The 18,292-nt window shown below is 71.9% G+C and carries 18 protein-coding genes; 6 read left to right on the top strand and 12 right to left on the bottom strand.

Features of this window, described 5'->3' with window-relative positions; genetic code table 11:
* Positions 1–95: 95 nt before the first annotated feature.
* Both IE145_RS22240 and IE145_RS22235 read right to left on the bottom strand, forming a co-directional pair.
* Positions 96–1,328 carry a sensor histidine kinase gene (locus IE145_RS22240; protein ID WP_189527213.1) on the bottom strand — a complete coding sequence of 411 codons (1,233 nt, stop codon included), beginning with the start codon at positions 1,326–1,328 and terminating at the stop codon, positions 96–98.
* A 5-nt stretch (positions 1,329–1,333) separates the two neighbouring features.
* Complete coding sequence (locus IE145_RS22235; RefSeq protein ID WP_018516262.1) at positions 1,334–1,987, bottom strand: response regulator transcription factor; 654 nt, start codon at positions 1,985–1,987, stop codon at positions 1,334–1,336.
* Between the two features lie 381 nt (positions 1,988–2,368).
* On the opposite strand from IE145_RS22235, the gene IE145_RS22230 reads away from it, so the two are divergent.
* Positions 2,369–2,542, top strand: coding sequence for a hypothetical protein (locus IE145_RS22230; protein WP_189527212.1), 174 nt, complete (start codon positions 2,369–2,371; stop codon positions 2,540–2,542).
* Positions 2,543–2,633: 91 nt separating this feature from the next.
* Here the strand turns inward: IE145_RS22230 and IE145_RS22225 are convergent, their stop codons facing one another.
* Together IE145_RS22225 and IE145_RS22220 are read right to left on the bottom strand one after the other, a co-directional pair.
* On the bottom strand, positions 2,634–3,434 hold the full coding sequence (locus IE145_RS22225; protein ID WP_189527211.1) for an inositol monophosphatase family protein: 801 nt from the start codon (positions 3,432–3,434) through the stop codon (positions 2,634–2,636).
* 45 nt (positions 3,435–3,479) lie between these two features.
* Positions 3,480–4,607, bottom strand: a complete 1,128-nt coding sequence (locus IE145_RS22220; RefSeq protein WP_189527210.1) for a ferrochelatase — start codon at positions 4,605–4,607, stop codon at positions 3,480–3,482.
* A 219-nt stretch (positions 4,608–4,826) separates the two neighbouring features.
* Between IE145_RS22220 and IE145_RS22215 the strand changes: the two genes are divergently transcribed.
* Together IE145_RS22215 and IE145_RS22210 are read left to right on the top strand one after the other, a co-directional pair.
* On the top strand, positions 4,827–6,071 hold the full coding sequence (locus IE145_RS22215; RefSeq protein WP_189527209.1) for an MFS transporter: 1,245 nt from the start codon (positions 4,827–4,829) through the stop codon (positions 6,069–6,071).
* On the top strand, positions 6,031–7,350 hold the full coding sequence (locus IE145_RS22210; protein WP_189527208.1) for a D-arabinono-1,4-lactone oxidase: 1,320 nt from the start codon (positions 6,031–6,033) through the stop codon (positions 7,348–7,350). Before IE145_RS22215 ends, IE145_RS22210 begins: the two co-directional genes overlap by 41 nt.
* Positions 7,351–7,480: 130 nt before the next feature.
* Here the strand turns inward: IE145_RS22210 and IE145_RS22205 are convergent, their stop codons facing one another.
* Positions 7,481–8,668 (bottom strand): hypothetical protein, encoded by a 1,188-nt coding sequence (locus IE145_RS22205; RefSeq protein WP_229825734.1) that lies wholly within the window; start codon positions 8,666–8,668, stop codon positions 7,481–7,483.
* A gap of 409 nt (positions 8,669–9,077) precedes the next feature.
* On the opposite strand from IE145_RS22205, the gene sepH reads away from it, so the two are divergent.
* The gene (gene sepH / locus IE145_RS22200) at positions 9,078–10,172 is read left to right on the top strand and encodes a septation protein SepH (protein WP_189527207.1); all 1,095 of its coding nucleotides are present in this window, start codon (positions 9,078–9,080) and stop codon (positions 10,170–10,172) included.
* 84 nt (positions 10,173–10,256) lie between these two features.
* Here the strand turns inward: sepH and IE145_RS22195 are convergent, their stop codons facing one another.
* Entirely contained in the window at positions 10,257–11,087 is an 831-nt protein-coding gene (locus IE145_RS22195; protein WP_189527206.1) for a sulfurtransferase, read from the bottom strand.
* Positions 11,088–11,323: 236 nt separating this feature from the next.
* Here IE145_RS22195 and IE145_RS22190 point away from each other — a divergent pair, with 236 nt between their 5' ends.
* Positions 11,324–12,100, top strand: a complete 777-nt coding sequence (locus IE145_RS22190; RefSeq protein ID WP_189527205.1) for a VOC family protein — start codon at positions 11,324–11,326, stop codon at positions 12,098–12,100.
* A gap of 106 nt (positions 12,101–12,206) precedes the next feature.
* Here the strand turns inward: IE145_RS22190 and IE145_RS22185 are convergent, their stop codons facing one another.
* The 3 genes from IE145_RS22185 to IE145_RS22175 all read right to left on the bottom strand — a co-directional run bounded on the left by IE145_RS22185 (position 12,207) and on the right by IE145_RS22175 (position 14,710).
* Positions 12,207–12,638, bottom strand: a complete 432-nt coding sequence (locus IE145_RS22185) for a cold shock domain-containing protein (protein WP_373296620.1) — start codon at positions 12,636–12,638, stop codon at positions 12,207–12,209.
* Between the two features lie 270 nt (positions 12,639–12,908).
* Positions 12,909–13,706, bottom strand: coding sequence for an ABC transporter permease (locus IE145_RS22180; protein ID WP_189527203.1), 798 nt, complete (start codon positions 13,704–13,706; stop codon positions 12,909–12,911).
* Positions 13,703–14,710 (bottom strand): ATP-binding cassette domain-containing protein, encoded by a 1,008-nt coding sequence (locus IE145_RS22175; RefSeq protein ID WP_189527202.1) that lies wholly within the window; start codon positions 14,708–14,710, stop codon positions 13,703–13,705. The genes IE145_RS22180 and IE145_RS22175 overlap by 4 nt, the downstream gene beginning before the upstream one ends.
* A gap of 98 nt (positions 14,711–14,808) precedes the next feature.
* On the opposite strand from IE145_RS22175, the gene IE145_RS22170 reads away from it, so the two are divergent.
* The gene (locus IE145_RS22170) at positions 14,809–15,576 is read left to right on the top strand and encodes a TetR/AcrR family transcriptional regulator (RefSeq protein ID WP_189527201.1); all 768 of its coding nucleotides are present in this window, start codon (positions 14,809–14,811) and stop codon (positions 15,574–15,576) included.
* Between the two features lie 205 nt (positions 15,577–15,781).
* On the opposite strand, the gene IE145_RS22165 is transcribed toward IE145_RS22170, so the two are convergent.
* Genes IE145_RS22165 through IE145_RS22155 form a run of 3 tightly spaced genes read right to left on the bottom strand, consistent with a single transcriptional unit; the run spans position 15,782 to position 18,260 of the window.
* Complete coding sequence (locus IE145_RS22165) at positions 15,782–16,432, bottom strand: thymidine kinase (protein WP_189527200.1); 651 nt, start codon at positions 16,430–16,432, stop codon at positions 15,782–15,784.
* Positions 16,433–16,476: 44 nt separating this feature from the next.
* On the bottom strand, positions 16,477–17,664 hold the full coding sequence (locus IE145_RS22160; protein WP_189527199.1) for an alkaline phosphatase family protein: 1,188 nt from the start codon (positions 17,662–17,664) through the stop codon (positions 16,477–16,479).
* On the bottom strand, positions 17,664–18,260 hold the full coding sequence (locus IE145_RS22155) for a DUF5998 family protein (protein ID WP_032767640.1): 597 nt from the start codon (positions 18,258–18,260) through the stop codon (positions 17,664–17,666). Before IE145_RS22155 ends, IE145_RS22160 begins: the two co-directional genes overlap by 1 nt.
* Between the last annotated feature and the right edge of the window lie 32 nt (positions 18,261–18,292).

Genomic DNA, 18,292 nt, shown 5'->3' with positions numbered 1-18,292 from the left:
TGATCGATCACACACGACCCGCCCGGGAACGGGTCCTGAAAATTCCGCCTAAAGCGAACATGGAGATTCGGTGCAGAGTCACATCGCGCAGCCTCTCAGAGCGGCAGGGTGACGCGCATCACGAGACCGCCGCCCTCGCGGGGCTCCGCGATGATACGGCCTCCGTGGGCCCGAGCGACGGACCGGGCGATCGACAGGCCGAGCCCGACCCCCTTGTCGCTGCCCGTGCGCTCCGTACGCAGCCGTCTGAAGGGCTCGAAGAGGTTGTCGATCTCGTACGCCGGGACCACCGGGCCGGTGTTCGAGACGACCAGCAGGGCCTGTCCGTCCCGCACCTCGGTGGCGACCTCCACCCAGCCGTCCTCGGGCACGTTGTAGCGCACGGCGTTCTGTACGAGGTTCAGCGCGATCCGCTCCAGCAGGACCCCGTTGCCCTGCACCGTGGCCGTCTCCCGGTCGCCGCGGACCTCGACCTTCCTGGCCAGCGCCTCCGCCCGGGTCTGGTCGATGGCGCGCTCGGCGACCTCCGCCAGGTCCACCGGTTTGCGCTCGACGATCTGGTTGTCGCTGCGGGCCAGCAGCAGCAGGCCCTCGACCAGCTGCTCGCTGCGCTCGTTGGTGGCCAGGAGGGTCTTGCCGAGCTGATGGAGCTCCGGCGGGGCCCCCGGGTCGGAGAGATGGACCTCCAGCAGGGTGCGGTTGATCGCCAGCGGGGTGCGCAGCTCGTGCGAGGCGTTGCCGACGAACCGCTGCTGGGCGGTGAAGGCCCGCTCCAGCCGGTCCAGCATGTCGTCGAAGGTGTCCGCCAGCTCCTTCAGCTCGTCGTCCGGGCCGTCCAGCTCGATCCGCCGAGTGAGGTCGGTGCCGGCCACCCGGCGCGCGGTCCGGGTGATCCGGCCGAGCGGGGACAGCACGCGTCCGGCCATGGCGTAGCCGAAGGCGAAGGCGATGACGCTGAGGCCGAGCAGGGCGAGGAGCGAGCGGTTGAGCAGGGTGTCCAGGGCCGCCTTGCGCTGGTCGTTGACGCAGGCGTTCATCGCGGCGTTGAAGGCGTCCGGACTGGCGTTCGCGGGCAGGCTGCAGATCTCGCTGGTGACCTTGCCGCTGACGATCTCGAACGGCAGTTCGCTGCCGACGTGGAGCGCCTGCGCGGCCAGCATGTAGATGATCGACAGCAGCACGATGCCCGCGATCAGGAACATCCCGCCGTACAGCAGCGTGAGCCGTATCCGGATGGTCGGGCGCAGCCAGGGGTACGGGGGGTCCGGCTGCTTGGGCTCCCAGGTGGGCTTCGGTGGCGCCGCGGGCGGCTCCGGGGTGGTGGCCATGGTCCTCAGATCCGGTATCCGGAGCCCGGCACGGTGACGATGACGGGCGGTTCGCCGAGCTTGCGGCGGAGCGTCATCACGGTGACCCGCACCACATTGGTGAAGGGGTCGGTGTTCTCGTCCCAGGCCTTCTCCAGCAGCTGCTCCGCCGAGACGACCGCGCCCTCGCTGCGCATCAGGACCTCCAGCACCGCGAACTCCTTCGGGGCGAGCTGGATCTCCACCTCGTCGCGGAAGACCTCGCGGCGGTTGGGGTCGAGCTTGATGCCGGCGCGCTCCAGGACGGGCGGCAGCGCCACCGTCGTACGGCGGCCCAGCGCGCGCACCCGGGCGGTCAGCTCGCTGAAGGCGAAGGGCTTGGGCAGATAGTCGTCGGCGCCCAGCTCCAGGCCCTCGACCCGGTCGCTGACGTCGCCGGATGCGGTGAGCATGAGCACCCGGGTGGGCATGCCGAGTTCGACGATCTTGCGGCAGACGTCGTCCCCGTGCACCAGCGGGAGGTCCCGGTCCAGGACCACGACGTCGTAGTCGTTGACCCCGATGCGCTCCAGGGCCGCGGCACCGTCGTAGACGACGTCGACGGCCATGGCCTCCCGGCGCAGTCCGGTGGCCACCGCATCGGCGAGCAGTTGCTCGTCCTCGACGACGAGTACGCGCACGGCGCAGTCCTTCCTTCGGTCCTTCGTCGGGTTCACAGAGCGAGCGGCCCACGCGGGACCGCTCGGACACGGGCAGCCAGGCCGACCGTGTGCCTCCATCCTGCCCTCAACACGCATAAACCGGCGGTAAGACGGCGACGGGCCGGAGCCTCCCGCGGTCTTGTGCCGGGAATCCGGTGGCTTTCCGGGCCAGTTGAGGTTTCTCTGAGCCACGGGGTGGGGAAGAGGGGTTCACACCCGCGATCACGCCTGTCCCGTGGCATGCCACGGTCCGCCCCTTTTTCCCGGAGCGGCGGCGCGATCACCCGCTCCTCCGGCTCCCCGGCCGGAGGTATCCCGGGCACACCCCCGTGCCACCGACCCACGATGAGGGGGCGCATCATGGACGCTTTCACCGCAGGTCTGCTGCAACGCATCAAAACGACCGAGTCCGACCTCACGCGGGCACGCGAGGACGGCGACGACTTCCTCGCGGACGTCGAGCAGGGCGAGCTGGACGATCTGCGCCGTCTCGCCGCCGAGCACGGCGTGGAGATCGGCGCCACCACCGCCTGAGCCGTACGCCACAGGGCCCCGGATGCTGTCCAGGCATCCGGGGCCCTGTGCTGTGCCGCCGGGCTCTCAGGGCCCCGGCAGGGGCTTGCGCTCAGTCGTGCCAGGCGCCCAGCTCGTCGAGGGCGCTCTGCAACGGCTCGAAGACGCCCGGGGTGGCGGCCACCGTCAGGTCGCCGTCGGCGGGCAGCCCCGGGCGGCCGCCGGTCAGCGCGCCCGCCTCCCGGGCGATGAGGTCGCCCGCGGCCAGGTCCCAGGGGTGCAGCCCGCGCTCGTAGTAGCCGTCGAGACGGCCCGCCGCCACGTCGCAGAGGTCGACGGCGGCAGAGCCGCTGCGGCGGATGTCGCGGAGCCTGGGGATCAGCCGCTGGGCGACGTCCGCCTGGTGGGCGCGGACGTGGGCGACATAGTTGAAGCCGGTCGAGACGAGGGCCTGGTCCAGCGGCGCGGTGGGGCGGCACCGCAGCGCTTCACCGTTCGCGAACGCACCGCCGCCGAGGACCGCGTGATACGTCTCCCGGCGCATCGGGGCCTCGACGACGCCCACGACCCGCTCACCGTCCCGCTCGGCGGCGATCGAGACCGCCCAGGTGGGCAGGCCGTAGAGGTAGTTCACCGTGCCGTCGAGCGGGTCGATGACCCAGCGGATGCCGGTGGAGCCCGGCGAGCTGGCGCCCTCCTCGCCGAGGAAGCCGTCGTCGGGGCGGAAGTCGGTGAGGTAGCCGGTGATCAGCTTCTCGGCGGCGATGTCCATCTCGGTGACCACGTCGATGGGGCTGGACTTGGTCGCGGCCACCCCCAGGTCGGCGGGGCGGCCGTCGCGCAGCAGGGCTCCGGCGCGGCGGGCGGCCTCCAGGGCGAGGTCGAGCAGTTCGGACAGGGCGGGGTCGGTCACGGTGCTCCCAGGTGATCGGTGCGCACGGCCGGGTGGTCGTACGGGCTAGGCGTACGGGCTGTCGGCGCCCGCGGCGGCGGGCTTCGGGGCCCTGGCGGGGCAGCAGCCGACGGGGCAGAGGTCGTGGGAGGCCCCCAGCGACCCCAGGGCGCAGCGCTCGACCTCCCGGCCGCGCTCGACCGCGGCACGCTCCAGGAGCAGGTCCCGTACGGCGGCGGCGAAACGCGGGTCGTCGCCCACCGTGGCGGAGCGGCGGACCGGCAGCCCGAGCTCGGCGGCCTTGGCGGTGGCCTCGGTGTCGAGGTCGTACAGCACCTCCATGTGGTCCGAGACGAAGCCGATGGGCGCCATCACGACCGCCGGGACGCCGTCGCCGTGCAGGGTCTCCAGGTGGTCGCAGATGTCGGGCTCCAGCCACGGGATGTGCGGGGCGCCGCTGCGGGACTGGTAGACGAGCTGCCAGGGGTGCTCGACGCCGGTCTCCGCCCGCACCGCCTCGATGATCAGCCGGGCCACGTCGAGGTGCTCGGCCACGTACGCGCCGCCCTCGCCGTGTGCCTCCACGGGGCCCGAGGCGTCGGCGGCGGAGGTCGGGATGGAGTGGGTGGTGAACGCGATGTGCGCGCCCGGGCGGAGGTCCTCGGGGAGGTCGGCGAGGGAGGCGAGCACGCCGTCGGCCATGGGCTCGACGAAGCCGGAGTGGTTGAAGTAGTGGCGGAGCTTGTCGACCCGGGGCACATCGAGGCCCTCTGCCTCCAGGGCGGCCAGCGCGTCGGCGAGGTTCTCGCGGTACTGGCGGCAGCCCGAGTAGGAGGCGTAGGCGCTGGTGGCGAGGACGGCGATCCGGCGGTGTCCGTCGGCGGTCATCTGGCGCAGGACGTCGGTCAGATACGGGGCCCAGTTGCGGTTGCCCCAGTAGACCGGGAGGTCCAGGCCGTGGTCGGCGAAGTCCTTGCGCAGCGCGTCGAGCAGGGCGCGGTTCTGCGCGTTGATCGGGCTGACCCCGCCGAACAGGAAGTAGTGCTTGCCGACCTCCTTGAGGCGTTCCTCGGGGATGCCGCGGCCGCGGGTCACGTTCGCCAGGAACGGGACCACGTCGTCCGGGCCCTCGGGGCCGCCGAAGGAGAGCAGCAGCAGGGCGTCGTAGGGAGCGGGATCGCGCAGATCGGACATGCCTCGATCCTGCCACCCGCCTCCGACAGGGCGGCAACCGACATCCGACGGTCCGTCGGGAAAGGGGGGAACGGCCGGTGCCGCACCCGCCGGGAGCCGCTTCCCGGTCCGCCCGGAATCCGGTGTTCAGGGCGTCCGGAATCCGGTGTCCGGGGCCTCCGCCCCCCCGTAAGCTGTATGGGCCAGCTATACGCCTGACAGGCATGACCGGAGTACCCCTTGCCCAGCCCCTACCGCGCCATCTTCTCCACCCCCGGCACCAAGGGGTTCTCCGCCGCGGGCTTCCTCGGCCGGATGCCGCTGTCCATGATGGGCATCGGCGTCGTCACGATGATCTCCCAGCTCACCGGGCGCTACGGACTGGCCGGGGCGCTGTCGGCGACCCTGGCGATGTCGGCGGCGGTCTGTGGCCCCCAGGTCTCCCGGCTGGTCGACCGCTACGGGCAGCGCCGGGTACTGCGCCCGGTCACGCTGGTCGCCGTGGCGGCGGTGGCGGGTCTGCTGGTCTGCGCCCAGCAGGGGGCGCCGGAGTGGACGCTGTTCGTCTTCTCGGTGGGTGCGGGCTGTGTGCCGAGCGTGGGGTCGATGGTCCGGTCCCGCTGGGCGGAGATCCACCGGGGCTCCGCCCGGGATCTGCACACCGCGTATGCGTGGGAGTCGATCGTCGACGAGGTGTGCTTCATCTTCGGCCCGATCATCTCCATCGGTCTCTCGACCGCGTGGTTCCCGGAGGCGGGGCCGCTGATCGCCGCCGCCTTCCTGCTGGTCGGCGTCTTCTGGCTGACCGCGCAGCGCGCCACCGAGCCGGTGCCGCACCCGAAGTCGCAGCACACCGGGGGCTCGGCGCTGCGCTCGCGGGGGCTCCAGGTCCTGGTGGCCACCTTCGTCGCGACCGGCGCCATCTTCGGGGGCGTGGACGTGGTGACCGTGGCCTTCGCCGAGGAGCGCGGGCACAAGGCCGCGGCCTCCCTGGTGCTGGCCGTCTACGCACTCGGCTCGTGTCTCGCGGGGGCCGTGTTCGGGCTGCTGCACCTGAAGGGGAACCCCGCGACCAGGTGGCTGGTGGGTGTCGGCGCGATGGCCGTGAGTATGATCCCCCTCCTACTGGCCGGGAACCTTCCGTTGCTGGCCGTGGCGCTCTTTGTCGCGGGCCTCGCCATCGCACCGACGATGGTCACCACCATGGCCCTCGTCGAAGCGCACGTACCGCGCACCAAGCTGACCGAGGGCATGACCTGGACCAGTACCGGGCTCGCGGTCGGAGTGGCGCTCGGCTCCTCGGCCGCCGGCTGGGTGGTCGACGCCGCCGGGGCGAAGGCGGGGTACGCGGTGCCCGCCGTGGCGGGAGCGCTCGCGGCGGCGGTGGCGTTCCTGGGATATCGCCGGCTGGCCGGGCCGGCTGCGACGGGAGGGCGCGGGGAAGATGACCGAGACCTACGCACGGACGGCGAGCGCGTGGCGTAACTGGGCGGGCACCGTCACCGCCCGGCCGGCCCGCACCGAGTCGCCCGCGTCCGTGGACGAACTCGCGGACGTGGTACGCCGGGCGCACGCGGACGGCCTGAGGGTGAAGCCGGTGGGTTCGGGCCACTCCTTCACGGCGGCGGCCGCCACCGACGGGGTGCTGATCCACCCCGATCTGCTCACGGGGATCCGGGACATCGACCGTGAGGCGATGACCGTGACGGTGGAGGCGGGCACTCCGCTCAAGCGGCTCAACACCGCACTCGCCCGCGAGGGTCTGTCGCTCACGAACATGGGCGACATCATGGAGCAGACGATCGCCGGGGCGACCTCCACCGGCACCCACGGCACGGGCCGCGAATCGGCGTCCATATCCGCCCAGATCCGGGCGCTGGAGCTGGTCACCGCCGACGGCACGGTCATGGTCTGCTCGGCGGAGGAGAACCCCGAGGTCTTCGCCGCGGCCCGGGTGGGGATCGGCGCCCTCGGGGTGATCACCGCCGTCACCCTCGCGGTGGAGCCGATCTTCCTGCTGACGGCCCGTGAGGAGCCGATGGGCTTCGACCGGGTCACCTCGGACTTCGACCAGCTCGTCGCCGAGAACGAGCACTTCGAGTTCTACTGGTTCCCGCACACCGGGAACTGCAACACCAAGCGCAACAACCGCAGCGCCGGTCCGGCCGCCCCGCCCGGCCGGGTGAGCAGCTGGATCGACGACGAGCTGCTGTCCAACGGAGTGTTCCAGGTGGCCTGCTCGCTCGGCCGCGCGGTTCCGGCGACGATCCCCTCGATCGCCAGGCTCTCCAGCCGGGCGCTGTCGGCACGTGCGTACACCGACATCCCGTACAAGGTGTTCACCAGCCCTCGCCGAGTGCGGTTCGTGGAGATGGAGTACGCCGTTCCGCGCGATCAGGCGGTGACGGTGCTGCGGGAGCTGAAGGCCATGGTCGAGCGGTCGCCGCTGAAGATCAGCTTCCCGGTCGAGGTGCGCACCGCCCCGGCCGACGACATGGCGCTGTCGACCGCGTCGGGCCGGGACAGCGCGTACATCGCCGTGCACCTCTACAAGGGCACGCCTCACCGCTCGTACTTCACCGCGGTCGAGCGGATCATGACGGCGCACGCGGGCCGGCCCCACTGGGGCAAGATCCACACCCGGGACGCGGCCTACCTGTCGGAGGTCTATCCGCGCTTCGGTGAGTTCACCGCGCTGCGCGACCGGCTGGACCCGGACCGTCTGTTCGGCAACGACTATCTGCGGCGCGTGCTCGGCGACTGAGTCCGGGCGGCCTGGGCCTCCGGCACCACGTCGGAGTCCGGACGGCCCCGGCCTCCGGTACGACGTCGGCCCCGGCCTCCGCTCGCTCACGAGGGAGGCCGGGGCCGAAGTGTTCCAGCCGGTCCGTCCGTCACTCGGCGTCGGCGCCGGGCGGGTCCTGCTCGCCCTGGCCGGGGGTGACGCCCGTGCCGGTCGAGGGTTCGCCGGTACCGGGGTCGCCGGAGCCCGACGGGGCGGGCTCCGTCGGCTCGGGCGTGGGCTCCGCGGCGGAACCGGAGGGCGTCGGGGTGGGGGTGGGCCCGGTGGTCGGGTTCTCACCGCCCGTGCCGTTGCCGGGGTCCGGGCTCGTGGTACCGCCGTCGCCGTCCGTGGCGGGGGCGGATCCGGTGCCGTCACCCGGGGCCGGGCTCTGCTCGTCCGCTCCCCCGTCCGTGCCGGTGTCCCCGGAGGGGGCGTGGTCCGCGGGTCCGGAGTCCCGGTCGCCGCCGCGCACGACGGAGCTGAGGGTGGTGCCCTGGCCGCCGCTGAGGTCGTTGCCGGAGATCAGCTCGAACGCGGTGATCCCGGCCATGGCGACCGCGAAGACCGCGGCGGCCGCGAGCGCGGGGCGCTTCCAGCCGCGCAGCCGGGTGCCGTGGGTGACTCCCTCGCCGAACGCGTCGTCGGGGACGGCGGCGGGGTCGGCGGCCTGGTGCGCTGCGGTCCGCGGGATCATCCGCGTACGGTCGTGGGCGCGCGGGAGCATGCGCGTACGGTCGGCGTCGGCTCCGGCGCCGAGGGCTTCCGGGCCTCCGGGCCCTCCGGCCGGCGGGACGCGGAGCATCCGGGTCCGTTCGTCGCCGAGGTTCAGCAGCTGCGTCCGGTCCGGATCGGCCGGCCTGAGCAGCTGTGTGCTCTCCGCGTCCGGGACGACGTGCGGGACCGTGCCCGGGCCGACCGTGGGAAGCACCGTGGTGGCGTCTCCCGCCGACTCCGGCCCCGTCGGCTCCGGCTCCGTCCGCTGCGCCGCGGCTCTGCGCCCGGCGGGCGTCGTCTCCTTGGTGTGCACCGTCACCTGACGGCCCTCCGGGTGGGTCACCTGGACCGTCACCTCGCGGATCTGCTCGCCCGTGCGGCGGAAGAAGTGCTGGAAGACCGAGCCGCCGCAGGTGGCGACGACGCTCATCACACCCGCGCCGGCGATCGTGCCGTACACGCCCAACTGCGAGGCCAGCACCGCCGCCGCGACAGCCGCCACGGCGCTCCCGGCGACCTGCGGGAGACTCAGATCTATGCGCTTTTCCTTGGGTTCCACATCACTTTCCGCCTTCTGAACCATTACCAGCCCCTGCTTGACATCTCTCCCACCCTGCACCAATGAGGGACAAATGAGCGAAGTGGATAGTTCCGATTCTGGTGATTGTGTGAAGCACACCACGCATCAGGGGCATTTTGCGGAGAACTGGGTACCTCAACTCCCGCAGCCCGCGAGAACTTCGGCGGCGCGCCGGTCCACCCCGGTGGCCCGAATGGAGTACTGTGACGAGCCCTGGGGCGGACTCCGACGTGGGATTCCGCAGCTACCGGAGGGGGCCGACGGCGGCACCCTAGGCGGGCGCACCCGGGCGAGCGCCCGACACGCCGGGCATTTTGGCAAGGTTGTGGCAGGCTGCACCCGGGCAGGTCACACTCGACTAGCGGAAGCAGCGACGCACGTGACGTCGGCAGGCACCACCCGGGAGGTCCCCATGCCCGAACTGCGTGTCGTGGCCGTCTCCAACGACGGCACACGACTGGTGCTCAAGGCTGCGGACAGCACGGAGTACACGCTTCCGATCGATGAGCGGCTGCGCGCCGCCGTGCGCAACGACCGCGCCCGGCTCGGCCAGATCGAGATCGAGGTGGAGAGCCACCTCCGGCCGCGCGACATCCAGGCCCGTATACGGGCCGGCGCCTCCGCGGAGGAGGTCGCCCAGTTCGCGGGCATCCCCGTCGACCGTGTACGCCGCTTCGAGGGCCCCGTGCTCGCGGAGCGCGCCTTCATGGCCGAGCGGGCCCGGAAGACTCCTGTGCGCCGTCCCGGCGAGAACACCGGCCCCCAGCTCGGCGAGGCGGTGCAGGAACGTCTCCTGTTGCGCGGCGCCGACAAGGAAACCGTCCAGTGGGACTCGTGGCGCCGTGACGACGGCACCTGGGAAGTCCTCCTGGTCTACCGGGTCGCGGGCGAACCGCACTCGGCGAGCTGGTCGTACGACCCGCCGAGGCGGCTGGTCCAGGCGCTGGACGACGAGGCGCGCTCGCTGATCGGCGAGAGCGACGACGTCGCCGCGCCGGAGCCCAGCTTCCCGTTCGTGCCCCGCATCGCCCGGCTGCCGCGCGACCGGCCGCTGGACCGGAGCCTCGACCGGCAGGCCGACCGCGAGCGCCCGCTGGACCGGGCCCTGGACCGGCAGATCGAGCGGCCCGCGCCGGTCGCCGAGCCCGAGGAGTACGTGAGCAGCGCCTCGGCCGGTGAGCGCGACTCGCTGACCAGCCTGCTGGAGGCGGTGCCGAGCTTCCGGGGCGACATGGTCGTGCCGGAGCGGCCCACGCAGCCCGAGCCGCCCGCGCTGGAACCGGCGGAGGAGGCGGAGGCGGACGAGCCGGCCGCCGCCGCTTCGGCCGGAGCGGGGTCCGCGTACGCGGATGTGCTGATGCCCCGGGCGGTGGCCGGTCATCGCGACCGGCTGACCGGGACGACGGACCGTCAGGCGGAGGCGGACGGGGTCCGGCCGGGCCGCCGGGCCGCCGTGCCGAGCTGGGACGAGATCGTCTTCGGCACCCGGCGCAAGAAGCAGGACTGACCGGGGATGACCGCCGGTGGGAGCGGGGCCCGTACGCGATCGCGTACGGGCCCCGCTTCTTCGCCGTCGTCCGGCGCCGCCGGCTTACTGGGGCTCGGGCCCCGTGGCGACCGGCCGGGAGGGGTCCGAGGACCACTCGGACCAGGAGCCCGGGTAGAGGACACCGGTGAAGCCGGCGATCTCCAGGGCCAGCACCTCGTGCGCGCCGGAGACTCCGGATCCGCAGTAGACGCCCACGCCTTCGGTGCCGGCCTCCGCCCCCAGGTCGGCGAACCGTGCGGCCAGCCGGTCGGCCGGGAGGTAGCGGCCGTCCGCGTCGACGTTCTCGGTGGTCGGCGCGGAGACCGCCCCGGGGATATGTCCGCCGACGCGGTCGATCGGCTCCACGTCGCCCCGATAGCGTTCGGCCGCCCGCGCGTCCAGCAGCAGACCCGACCGGGCGAACGCCGCCGCGCTCTCCGCGTCCAGGGTGGGCAGGGCCCCCGGCTTCGGCCGGAAATCGCCCTCGTCGGGGTGCGGGATCTCCGTGGAGAGGTCACCGGTCCAGGCGGCGAGCCCACCGTCCAGGACCCGTACGTCTGTGTGCCCGGTCCAGCGCAGCAGCCACCAGGCGCGGGCCGCCGCCCACCCCTGCCCGCCGTCGTACACCACGACGGGGGTGTCCTGGCCGACCCCGGCCCGGCGCATCACGGCCCCGAAGGCCTCCGGGTCCGGGAGGGGGTGGCGGCCGCCGTCGCCCGCCGGTCCGGCCAGCTCCTCGTCGAGGTCGACGTAGACCGCGCCGGGCAGATGGCCGGCCTCGTAGTCGGGGCGGCCGTTCGGGCCGCCGAGCTGCCAGCGGACGTCCAGGAGCACCGGCGGCCGGGGCCCGGCCGACTCGCTCGCGCATGCGGATGCGGTGATGATGGGCTTCATGGGTGCCATCCTCGCGCAGCGGGGCGGGCACCCGTAACAGCATCGGACGGGACGGCCGGCGGGAATCCGGCCGTCCTTCGTCGAGAACCGGGACGACGCGGCGCGGCCGGTGCGCCTCCCGCGCCGAGGGGTGCAAGCATCTGCACGGGGCACACGAACCACGTCCTGACCCGGGGCCGCGTTCCTGTCCCGTTCCCCCGCACGGCCACCACAACGGTCCGAGGAGAGAGAAGACGATGACCGAGGCCCCCGCACGGCGCACGCCCGGAACACCTTGCTGGGTGAGTCTGATCGTGCACGGCCTGACCGCGACCCAGGAGTTCTACGGCACCCTGTTCGACTGGGAGTTCCGGCCGGGCCCCGAACAGCTGGGCCCCTATGTCCGCGGGCTGCTGCACGGCGAGCAGGTCGCGGGCATCGGCCAGCTGCCGCCCGACCGGCATCTGCCGATCGCCTGGACCACCTACCTCGCCACGGACGACGCCGACGCCACCGCGGAGGCCATCCGCTCCTGCGGCGGGACGGTCGCGGTGGGGCCGCTGGACGCGGGGGACGCGGGGCGGCTGGCGATCGCCTCCGACCCGGGCGGGGCGGTCTTCGGCATCTGGCAGGGCCTGCGCCACATCGGCGCGACGACGACGGGCACCCCCGGGACGCCCGTCTGGAACGAGCTGGTGACGCGGGAGACCTCGATGGTCGCGAAGTTCTACCAGACGGTCTTCGGCTACGAGACGGAGGCGGTGCTCTCGGCCGACTTCGACTACCAGACGCTGCACCTGGACAACGTGGCGGTGGCGGCCCTCCACGGGGTCGGCCACGCGCTGCCGCGCGACCGGGGGCCGCACTGGATGACGTACTTCGAGGTCGCCGACACCGACCGGGCCGCGGCCCGGGTGGTGGAGCTGGGCGGGCGGGTCCTCCAGCCGCCGCGCGAGGGGGCGAGCGGCAGGCTGGCGACGGTCGCGGACCCGGAGGGGGCCGTCTTCACGGTCATCCGGTCCACGGGAGGCTGACGTCCGCCGTCCGACGGCCCGTCACACCGTCCGGCGGGCCGTCACACCGTCCGGCGGGCCACCCGCGAGGGGCGGCCCGCCGTCACCACATCGGCGATGCGGAGGGTCAGACCGAGTCGACCCAGCCGTGCGCCTGGGCCAGCCGGAGCAGACGCTGCCGCACGTGCTGCACCTGCGCGGCGGTCAGGGTGCCGTCCGCCTCGATGAGCGCCTCGGTCACCTCGCTCTGGAAGTCCAGCGCGGTGAGGATGTCGCAGTCGGCCTCCTCGTCGTGCTCCATCTGCGGGGCCACCGCGCTGCTCCTGGGCGCCCGGGACACCGGTGCGCCGGCCTGCCGCACCAGGCGGATCTCGCCGGCCTTGGGGCCCTTGTCGCCCGATTCCAGGAAGTACTCGACCCGTCGGCCGGCCTGGTACAGGTACTTCTCCTCAAGAAGGTCGTTGGCGTGCATGAACACGTCCTCGTCGCCCTCGTCGGGGGCGATGAACCCATACCCGCGAACCTCGTCGAACCGGAGAATTTTCCCCGTCATCAACACCGAAACCACCTCCACCACTACCGCGCACAACCATTTCCGGACCGCATCGAAAGGAAGATCCAGAATTCGAACATCCGGGTCCTCGGCGGACTCTCCGGCGTGATCGAACTTACCGCGGCCGAGTATAGCGAGGGGAACTCGGCGAAAGGCGACAGCACTCACTCCGCCCCCATCGGCCTTGCTGTGCAACGCTGTTGACAACAAGGGAGTCGGAAGCCGCACCGTCGACACCGCCCGCGCGCGGGACATCCTGCGACTCCTGCGGCGCCGTCATTCACCCGTGTGCCGACGGAAGTACCTGACGGTGAAGATGACGGTGAGGGCGAGTACGGGGAGCCACCAGACGACGGAGAGCATGACGCTGTTGCCGGTGGGCGTGCCGATCAGCAGCCCGCGGACCGCATTGACGATGGGCGTGAACGGCTGGTTCTCCACGAAGGCGCGCAGGGCCGAGGGCATGCTCTCGGAGGGCACCAGGGCGCTGCTGGCGTAGGGGAAGAAGACGAGGATCATCGCGTACCCGCCGGCGGCCTCGACACCGCCCGCGAGCAGGCCGAGCAGGGTGGCCAGCCAGGAGATCGCGGTGCTGAAGAGCAGCAGGAGGCCGCACGCGACGAGCCAGTCGCCCAGGCTCGCCGAGGGGCGGAAGCCGACGAGCAGGCCGACGAGGACGACCAGGGTCACCGCGAGCACGTTCCGCAGGACGGCCGAGACGACGTGCCCGACGAGCATGGCCGAGCTGAACATCGGCATGGTGCGGAACCGTTCGACGATCCCGTTCCGCAGGTCGTCGGCGACGCCGACGGCGGTGGCGGAGGCGCTGAAGGCGATGCTCACGACGATGACCCCGGCGATCACGTAGTTCACATAGCTGGGTCCTCCCGTCTGGATCGCGCCGCCGAAGAGGTAGCGGAACAGCAGCAGAAGCATGACCGGCAGGACCACGGACTGGATGACCTCGTCCACGTTCCTGGTGAGGTGGCGCAGGCTCCTGCGGATGAGTACGACGCAGTCGCCGACGGCGAGGACGAACTCCGGGCGCGCCTTGGGCGCGACGGCCTGGTTCATGCGGTCTCTCCTGTGATGGCACCGGCTCCCGCACAAGCCCCGGCTCCCGTGGCACCGTCGGCGTCGGCAGCGGTGGCGGCCCCTGTCCGGGAGCCGGCGCCGGTGAGCGTACGGAACACGTCGTCGAGGGTGGGCTCGTGCAGGGCGAAGCCCTTCACATCGAGGTTCTGGGAGGCGGCGAGGTTCAGCAGGCCGCGTACGTCCGAGGGGCTCTCGATCGGCATGCTGAGGGTCTGCACGCCGACGTGCTCGCCGTCGAACAGGGTGCGGGCCCTCGCGAGGTCCTCGCCGTCGAACGTCAGCTCGACCCGCTCCGAGCCGACCTCGCGCTTCAGCTCGCCGGCCGTTCCCTCCGCCACGACGCGGCCACCGTCGATGACGGCGACGCGGTCGGCCAGCTGATCGGCCTCTTCCAGATACTGCGTGGTCAGCAGGACCGTGGTCCCCGCGGCCATGAGGCTGCGTATCGTCTCCCACATGACCGTCCGGCTCGTGGGGTCCAGGCCGGTCGTCGGCTCGTCGAGGAAGAGCACGGGCGGCGAGTTGATCAGGCTGACGGCGAGGTCGAGCCTGCGGCGCATACCGCCGGAGTACGTCTTCACGGGGCGGCGGGCGGCGTCGGTGAGGTCGAACCGGCCGAGCAGCTCGGCGGCTCGCCGCCGGGAGGCGGCGCCGCCCAGGCGGAAGAGCTGCCCCATCATCACGAGGTTCTCCTCGCCGGTGAGCAACTCGTCCACGGCGGTGTCCTGGCCCGTGAGGCCGATGACCCTGCGCACCGCGCGGGGTTCCTTCATCACGTCGTGGCCGGCGATGGTGGCGGCGCCTCCGTCGGCACCGAGCAGAGTGCTGAGGATACGGACGCACGTGGTCTTCCCCGCGCCGTTGGGACCCAGCACACCGAGCATGGTGCCGCTCTCGACCCGGAGGTCGACCGAGTCGAGAACGGTCAGGTCGCCGAACGTCTTACGGAGCCCCCGGGCCTCAATCGCGTAGTTACCCGTCACCAACCACACTTCCCTCCACCAAATTGTGTACCCCATATACCGAGCTTAAGTGATACACAGTTTTAGGGTGGTCGTCAAGCGCCGAACATGGGAGACACATGACGCCTGAGCGAAAGGCGAAGGCACCCCAGCCGACCAGCGTCGAGCTGCTGTGGGGTGCCAGGAACAAGCCGACCCGGGGTCCGCGGCCCGGCCTGTCCCTGGAGGTCATCGCCAAGGCCGCCATCGAGATCGCCGACGAGGAGGGGCTCGAAGGCCTCTCCATGCAGTCCGTCGCAAGCCGGCTTGCCTACACGACGATGTCCCTCTACCGCTATGTCTCGGGCAAGGAACAGCTCGTCGACGTCATCTACGACACCGCCCTCGGCCTCCCCCGCCCCGCCCCGGAGTCCGGTGACTGGCGCGCGGGGGTCCACGACTGGGTGTGGGGGATGCTCGGTGTCTACAAGGCGCACCCGTGGCTGCTGCGGGTCACGACGAACTCGCCCCCGCTGGGGCCCAACCAGCTCGCCTGGTTCGAGGCCCTGCTGCACCACGTGTCCGGGATCGGTCTGGACGAGGAAGAGGTCCTCCACCTCGTCATCTTCGTGACCTGCGCCGTACGCGATCTCGCCAGGACGTCCAGTGAGCTGGCGCAGGGCCCGCAGCAGTCCGGGGTGCCCGCGGAGGAGATGGCACAGGATTACGCCCGGGCGATGCAGGACCTCGTGGGCGAGGCCCATCTCCCCGTGCTGTCCAAGATGGTCGCGGCAGGAACGTTCGAGCCCGGCGACGGGGAGTACAACGACATCATGCCCAGCCTCGAGTTCGGGCTGCAGCGCCTGCTCGACGGGGTCGACGGTTACGTCAGCGCCCGCGGGCGCTGACGTAACCGTCGTTCCTCCACTCACCGCCAGTACGGTCGAGCAACACCTGACCCGTGCCTGCAAGAAGCTGGGCATCAGCGGCCGGAGCACCTTGAGCAAGAACTCTGGACACGCTATCCGCAGCTCATGACGGGCGACGAAAGCCCCCGGAGCGACTCCGGGGCCGGCATTCGCCGTCTGATGTGCTGTCGGTCTCCGCGGGGAATCACCCGGCGGAGACCGGCAGCACGTCCGGTGACAGCGCGCCGGCGTGCGCGGCGGCGCTCGTCATCCGGCGACGGTGGTGACGGCGGCAGAGCACCTCGTAGCCGATCTCCGTGGCCGGCCGGTCGACGTCCCCGACGACGACCTGCTCCCCCTCGACCACCATGACCCCGCCGACCGTCCGGGCGTTGTGGGTGGCGCGGTCCCCGCACCAGCAGAGCGCCTCGACCTGGAGGGCCTCTATGCGGTCGGCCAGTTCGATGAGCCGCTGGGAGCCCGGGAACAGCTTGGTGCGGAAGTCCGTGGTGATGCCGAAGGCGAAGACGTCGAGCTTCAGATCGTCGACCACGCGGGCCAGTTGGTCGATCTGGTCCGGGGCGAGGAACTGGGCCTCGTCCACGATCACGTAGTCGACCCGGCCGCCCCGGCTGACCCGGTCCACGATGTTCGCGTACAGGTCCATGCCCTCCTCGGCCTCGACGGCGTCCGTCACCAGGCCGAGCCGGGAGGAGAGTTTGCCCTCGCCCGCGCGGTCGTCCCGGGTGAAGATCACGCCCTGGAGGCCGCGGGCCGAGCGGTTGTGACCGATCTGCAGGGCCAGCGTGCTCTTTCCGCAGTCCATGGTTCCGGAGAAGAACACCAGCTCGGGCATGAGAGGTCGAGCACCTTTCGGAGGGGGCGGTGGGTCGGGAGGGGTTACGAGCGTACTTCGAGGAGCGGGACGAGCTGTTCCACGGGGGTCAGGGAGCCGTGCACGCCCGCCATGGCGGACTCGTGCGGTTCGTTGACGGAGGCCGTGATGATCACGTCGTCGTGGGCGGCGGCGACCACGTCGCCGATCCGCCCGTACACCCGCTCGTCGATGCTCGGGCCGAACCATCCGGCCGCGATGGCCTCGTCCCGGCTCGCGATCCAGAACTGCTCGCCGAGGACCTCGCGCCAGACGGCCAGGACATCGGCCTGGGCGCCGGGCACCGCGTAGACGTGGCGGGCGCGGCCCTCGCCGCCGAGGAGGGCGACGCCCGCGCTCAGCTCCCAGTCCTCGTCGAAGTCGATCCGGGACTGTTCGTCGAACGGGATGTCGATCATGCCGTGATCGGCGGTGATGTAGAGCGCGGAGCGCGGCGGGAGCTGCTCGGCGAGGCGCCGGGCGAGCCCGTCGACGTACATCAACTGGCCGCGCCAGGCGTCGGAGTCGGTACCGAAGCGGTGGCCCTTGCCGTCGACCTCGCTGTAGTACGTGTAGACGAGCGAGCGGTCACCCGCGGCGAGGCGCTGTGCGGCGACGTCCATCCGGTCCTCGCCGGAGAGCCGGCCGAGGAAGGATCCGCCACTGAGGGCGATCTTGGTGAGGGGGGTCTGCTCGAACATCGGCGCGGAGACCTGCGCGGTGTGCACGCCCGCGGCGTCGGCGAGCTGGAAGACCGTGGGGTACGGCTGCCAGGCCTTCGGTTCGGTCCAGGGCTTCCAGCGGAGCTGGTTCATCAGCTCGCCGGTCCGCGGGTTGCGCGCGGTGTAGCCGGGAAGGCCGTGCTCGCCGGGCGGCAGCCCCGTACCGACGGAGGCGAGCGAGGTCGCGGTGGTGGACGGGAAACCCGCGGTGAGCGGGCGGCCGGTGGAGCCGCGCGAGGTGGGGAGCAGGGAGTGCAGGAAGGGGGCCTCGTCCGGGTGGGCCTTGAGCTGCTCCCAGCCGAGGCCGTCGATCAGGAAGACGCAGTTGCGGCTCGCCGGGGCCAGCTCGGGGATCGCGGCGGTGAAGCCCGGCACCTCCAGTCCGGCGGCGAGCGTCGGCAGCAGGTCCGCGAGCGAGCCGCTGCCGTACTCCGGTACGGGCGCGGTGTCGAGGGCCAGCGGCTCGGGGTCCTGCCAGGCGGACTGGGCCATCAGCGGCCACTCGCCGCGGTGGCGGCCGTGGCCTCGGAGAGCGCCTGGGCGAAGGCGAGGGTCTGGCGCACGGCGTCGGGGCCGTCACCGGCCTCGCTGACCCGCAGGCTCAGGTCGTCGGCGGTGGAGCTGCCGGTGTAGCCGTGGTCGGCCTCGCAGTTGGTGTCGCCACAGGCGGCGGGCTCCAGGTCGATACGGGAGACCGCACCCCAGCCGATGGTCAGGACGACCTCGCGGGGCAGGGTGCCCGGGACGTACTTCTCCGGGTTGGCCACCACCCGGCTGACGACGACGGAGGAGATCCGCTCCAGCTTCACCGACTCGGTGGAGGTGGTGGCGTACGGCGTCGGGGAGCTGGTGTCGGCGGCCTGCTCGTCGGTGTGGCTGACGATGAACCGGTGCTCGGTCAGGACGAGGACCGTCACATGGCGGCGGACCTCGTTGGAGTCGAACGTCGTCTCCTGGTGGACCAGGTACGAAGCGACCGGCTCCCCGCCGACGGCGGCCTCCACCGCCTCGGCCACGAGGGCCGGGTAGTAGCCGCTGCGCTCGATCGCCGCGCGCAGCCCCTTGGTCGTCGTACCGGTCTTTGCCATGAGCACCATCCTACGGCGGGCCGGTGACTGCC

It is taken from the genome of Streptomyces sindenensis (assembly GCF_014649035.1).
Classification (GTDB): Bacteria; Actinomycetota; Actinomycetes; order Streptomycetales; family Streptomycetaceae; genus Streptomyces; species Streptomyces sindenensis.
Note: the sequence above shows the minus strand (reverse complement) of the source record. Positions and strands in the feature narration are given on the sequence as shown.

Bases quoted from the DNA above. Each gene is read 5' to 3' on its own strand.
- IE145_RS22205 (WP_229825734.1), bottom strand. From the start codon at position 8,668: ATGGTTCAGAAGGCGGAAAGTGATGTGGAACCCAAGGAAAAGCGCATA.
- IE145_RS22240 (WP_189527213.1), bottom strand. From the start codon at position 1,328: ATGGCCACCACCCCGGAGCCGCCCGCGGCGCCACCGAAGCCCACCTGG.
- IE145_RS22190 (WP_189527205.1), top strand. From the start codon at position 11,324: ATGACCGAGGCCCCCGCACGGCGCACGCCCGGAACACCTTGCTGGGTG.
- IE145_RS22220 (WP_189527210.1), bottom strand. From the start codon at position 4,607: ATGTCCGATCTGCGCGATCCCGCTCCCTACGACGCCCTGCTGCTGCTC.
- IE145_RS22230 (WP_189527212.1), top strand. From the start codon at position 2,369: ATGGACGCTTTCACCGCAGGTCTGCTGCAACGCATCAAAACGACCGAG.
- IE145_RS22160 (WP_189527199.1), bottom strand. From the start codon at position 17,664: ATGGCCCAGTCCGCCTGGCAGGACCCCGAGCCGCTGGCCCTCGACACC.
- IE145_RS22180 (WP_189527203.1), bottom strand. From the start codon at position 13,706: ATGAACCAGGCCGTCGCGCCCAAGGCGCGCCCGGAGTTCGTCCTCGCC.
- IE145_RS22170 (WP_189527201.1), top strand. From the start codon at position 14,809: ATGACGCCTGAGCGAAAGGCGAAGGCACCCCAGCCGACCAGCGTCGAG.
- IE145_RS22195 (WP_189527206.1), bottom strand. From the start codon at position 11,087: ATGAAGCCCATCATCACCGCATCCGCATGCGCGAGCGAGTCGGCCGGG.
- sepH (WP_189527207.1), top strand. From the start codon at position 9,078: ATGCCCGAACTGCGTGTCGTGGCCGTCTCCAACGACGGCACACGACTG.
- IE145_RS22210 (WP_189527208.1), top strand. From the start codon at position 6,031: ATGACCGAGACCTACGCACGGACGGCGAGCGCGTGGCGTAACTGGGCG.
- IE145_RS22155 (WP_032767640.1), bottom strand. From the start codon at position 18,260: ATGGCAAAGACCGGTACGACGACCAAGGGGCTGCGCGCGGCGATCGAG.
- IE145_RS22165 (WP_189527200.1), bottom strand. From the start codon at position 16,432: ATGCCCGAGCTGGTGTTCTTCTCCGGAACCATGGACTGCGGAAAGAGC.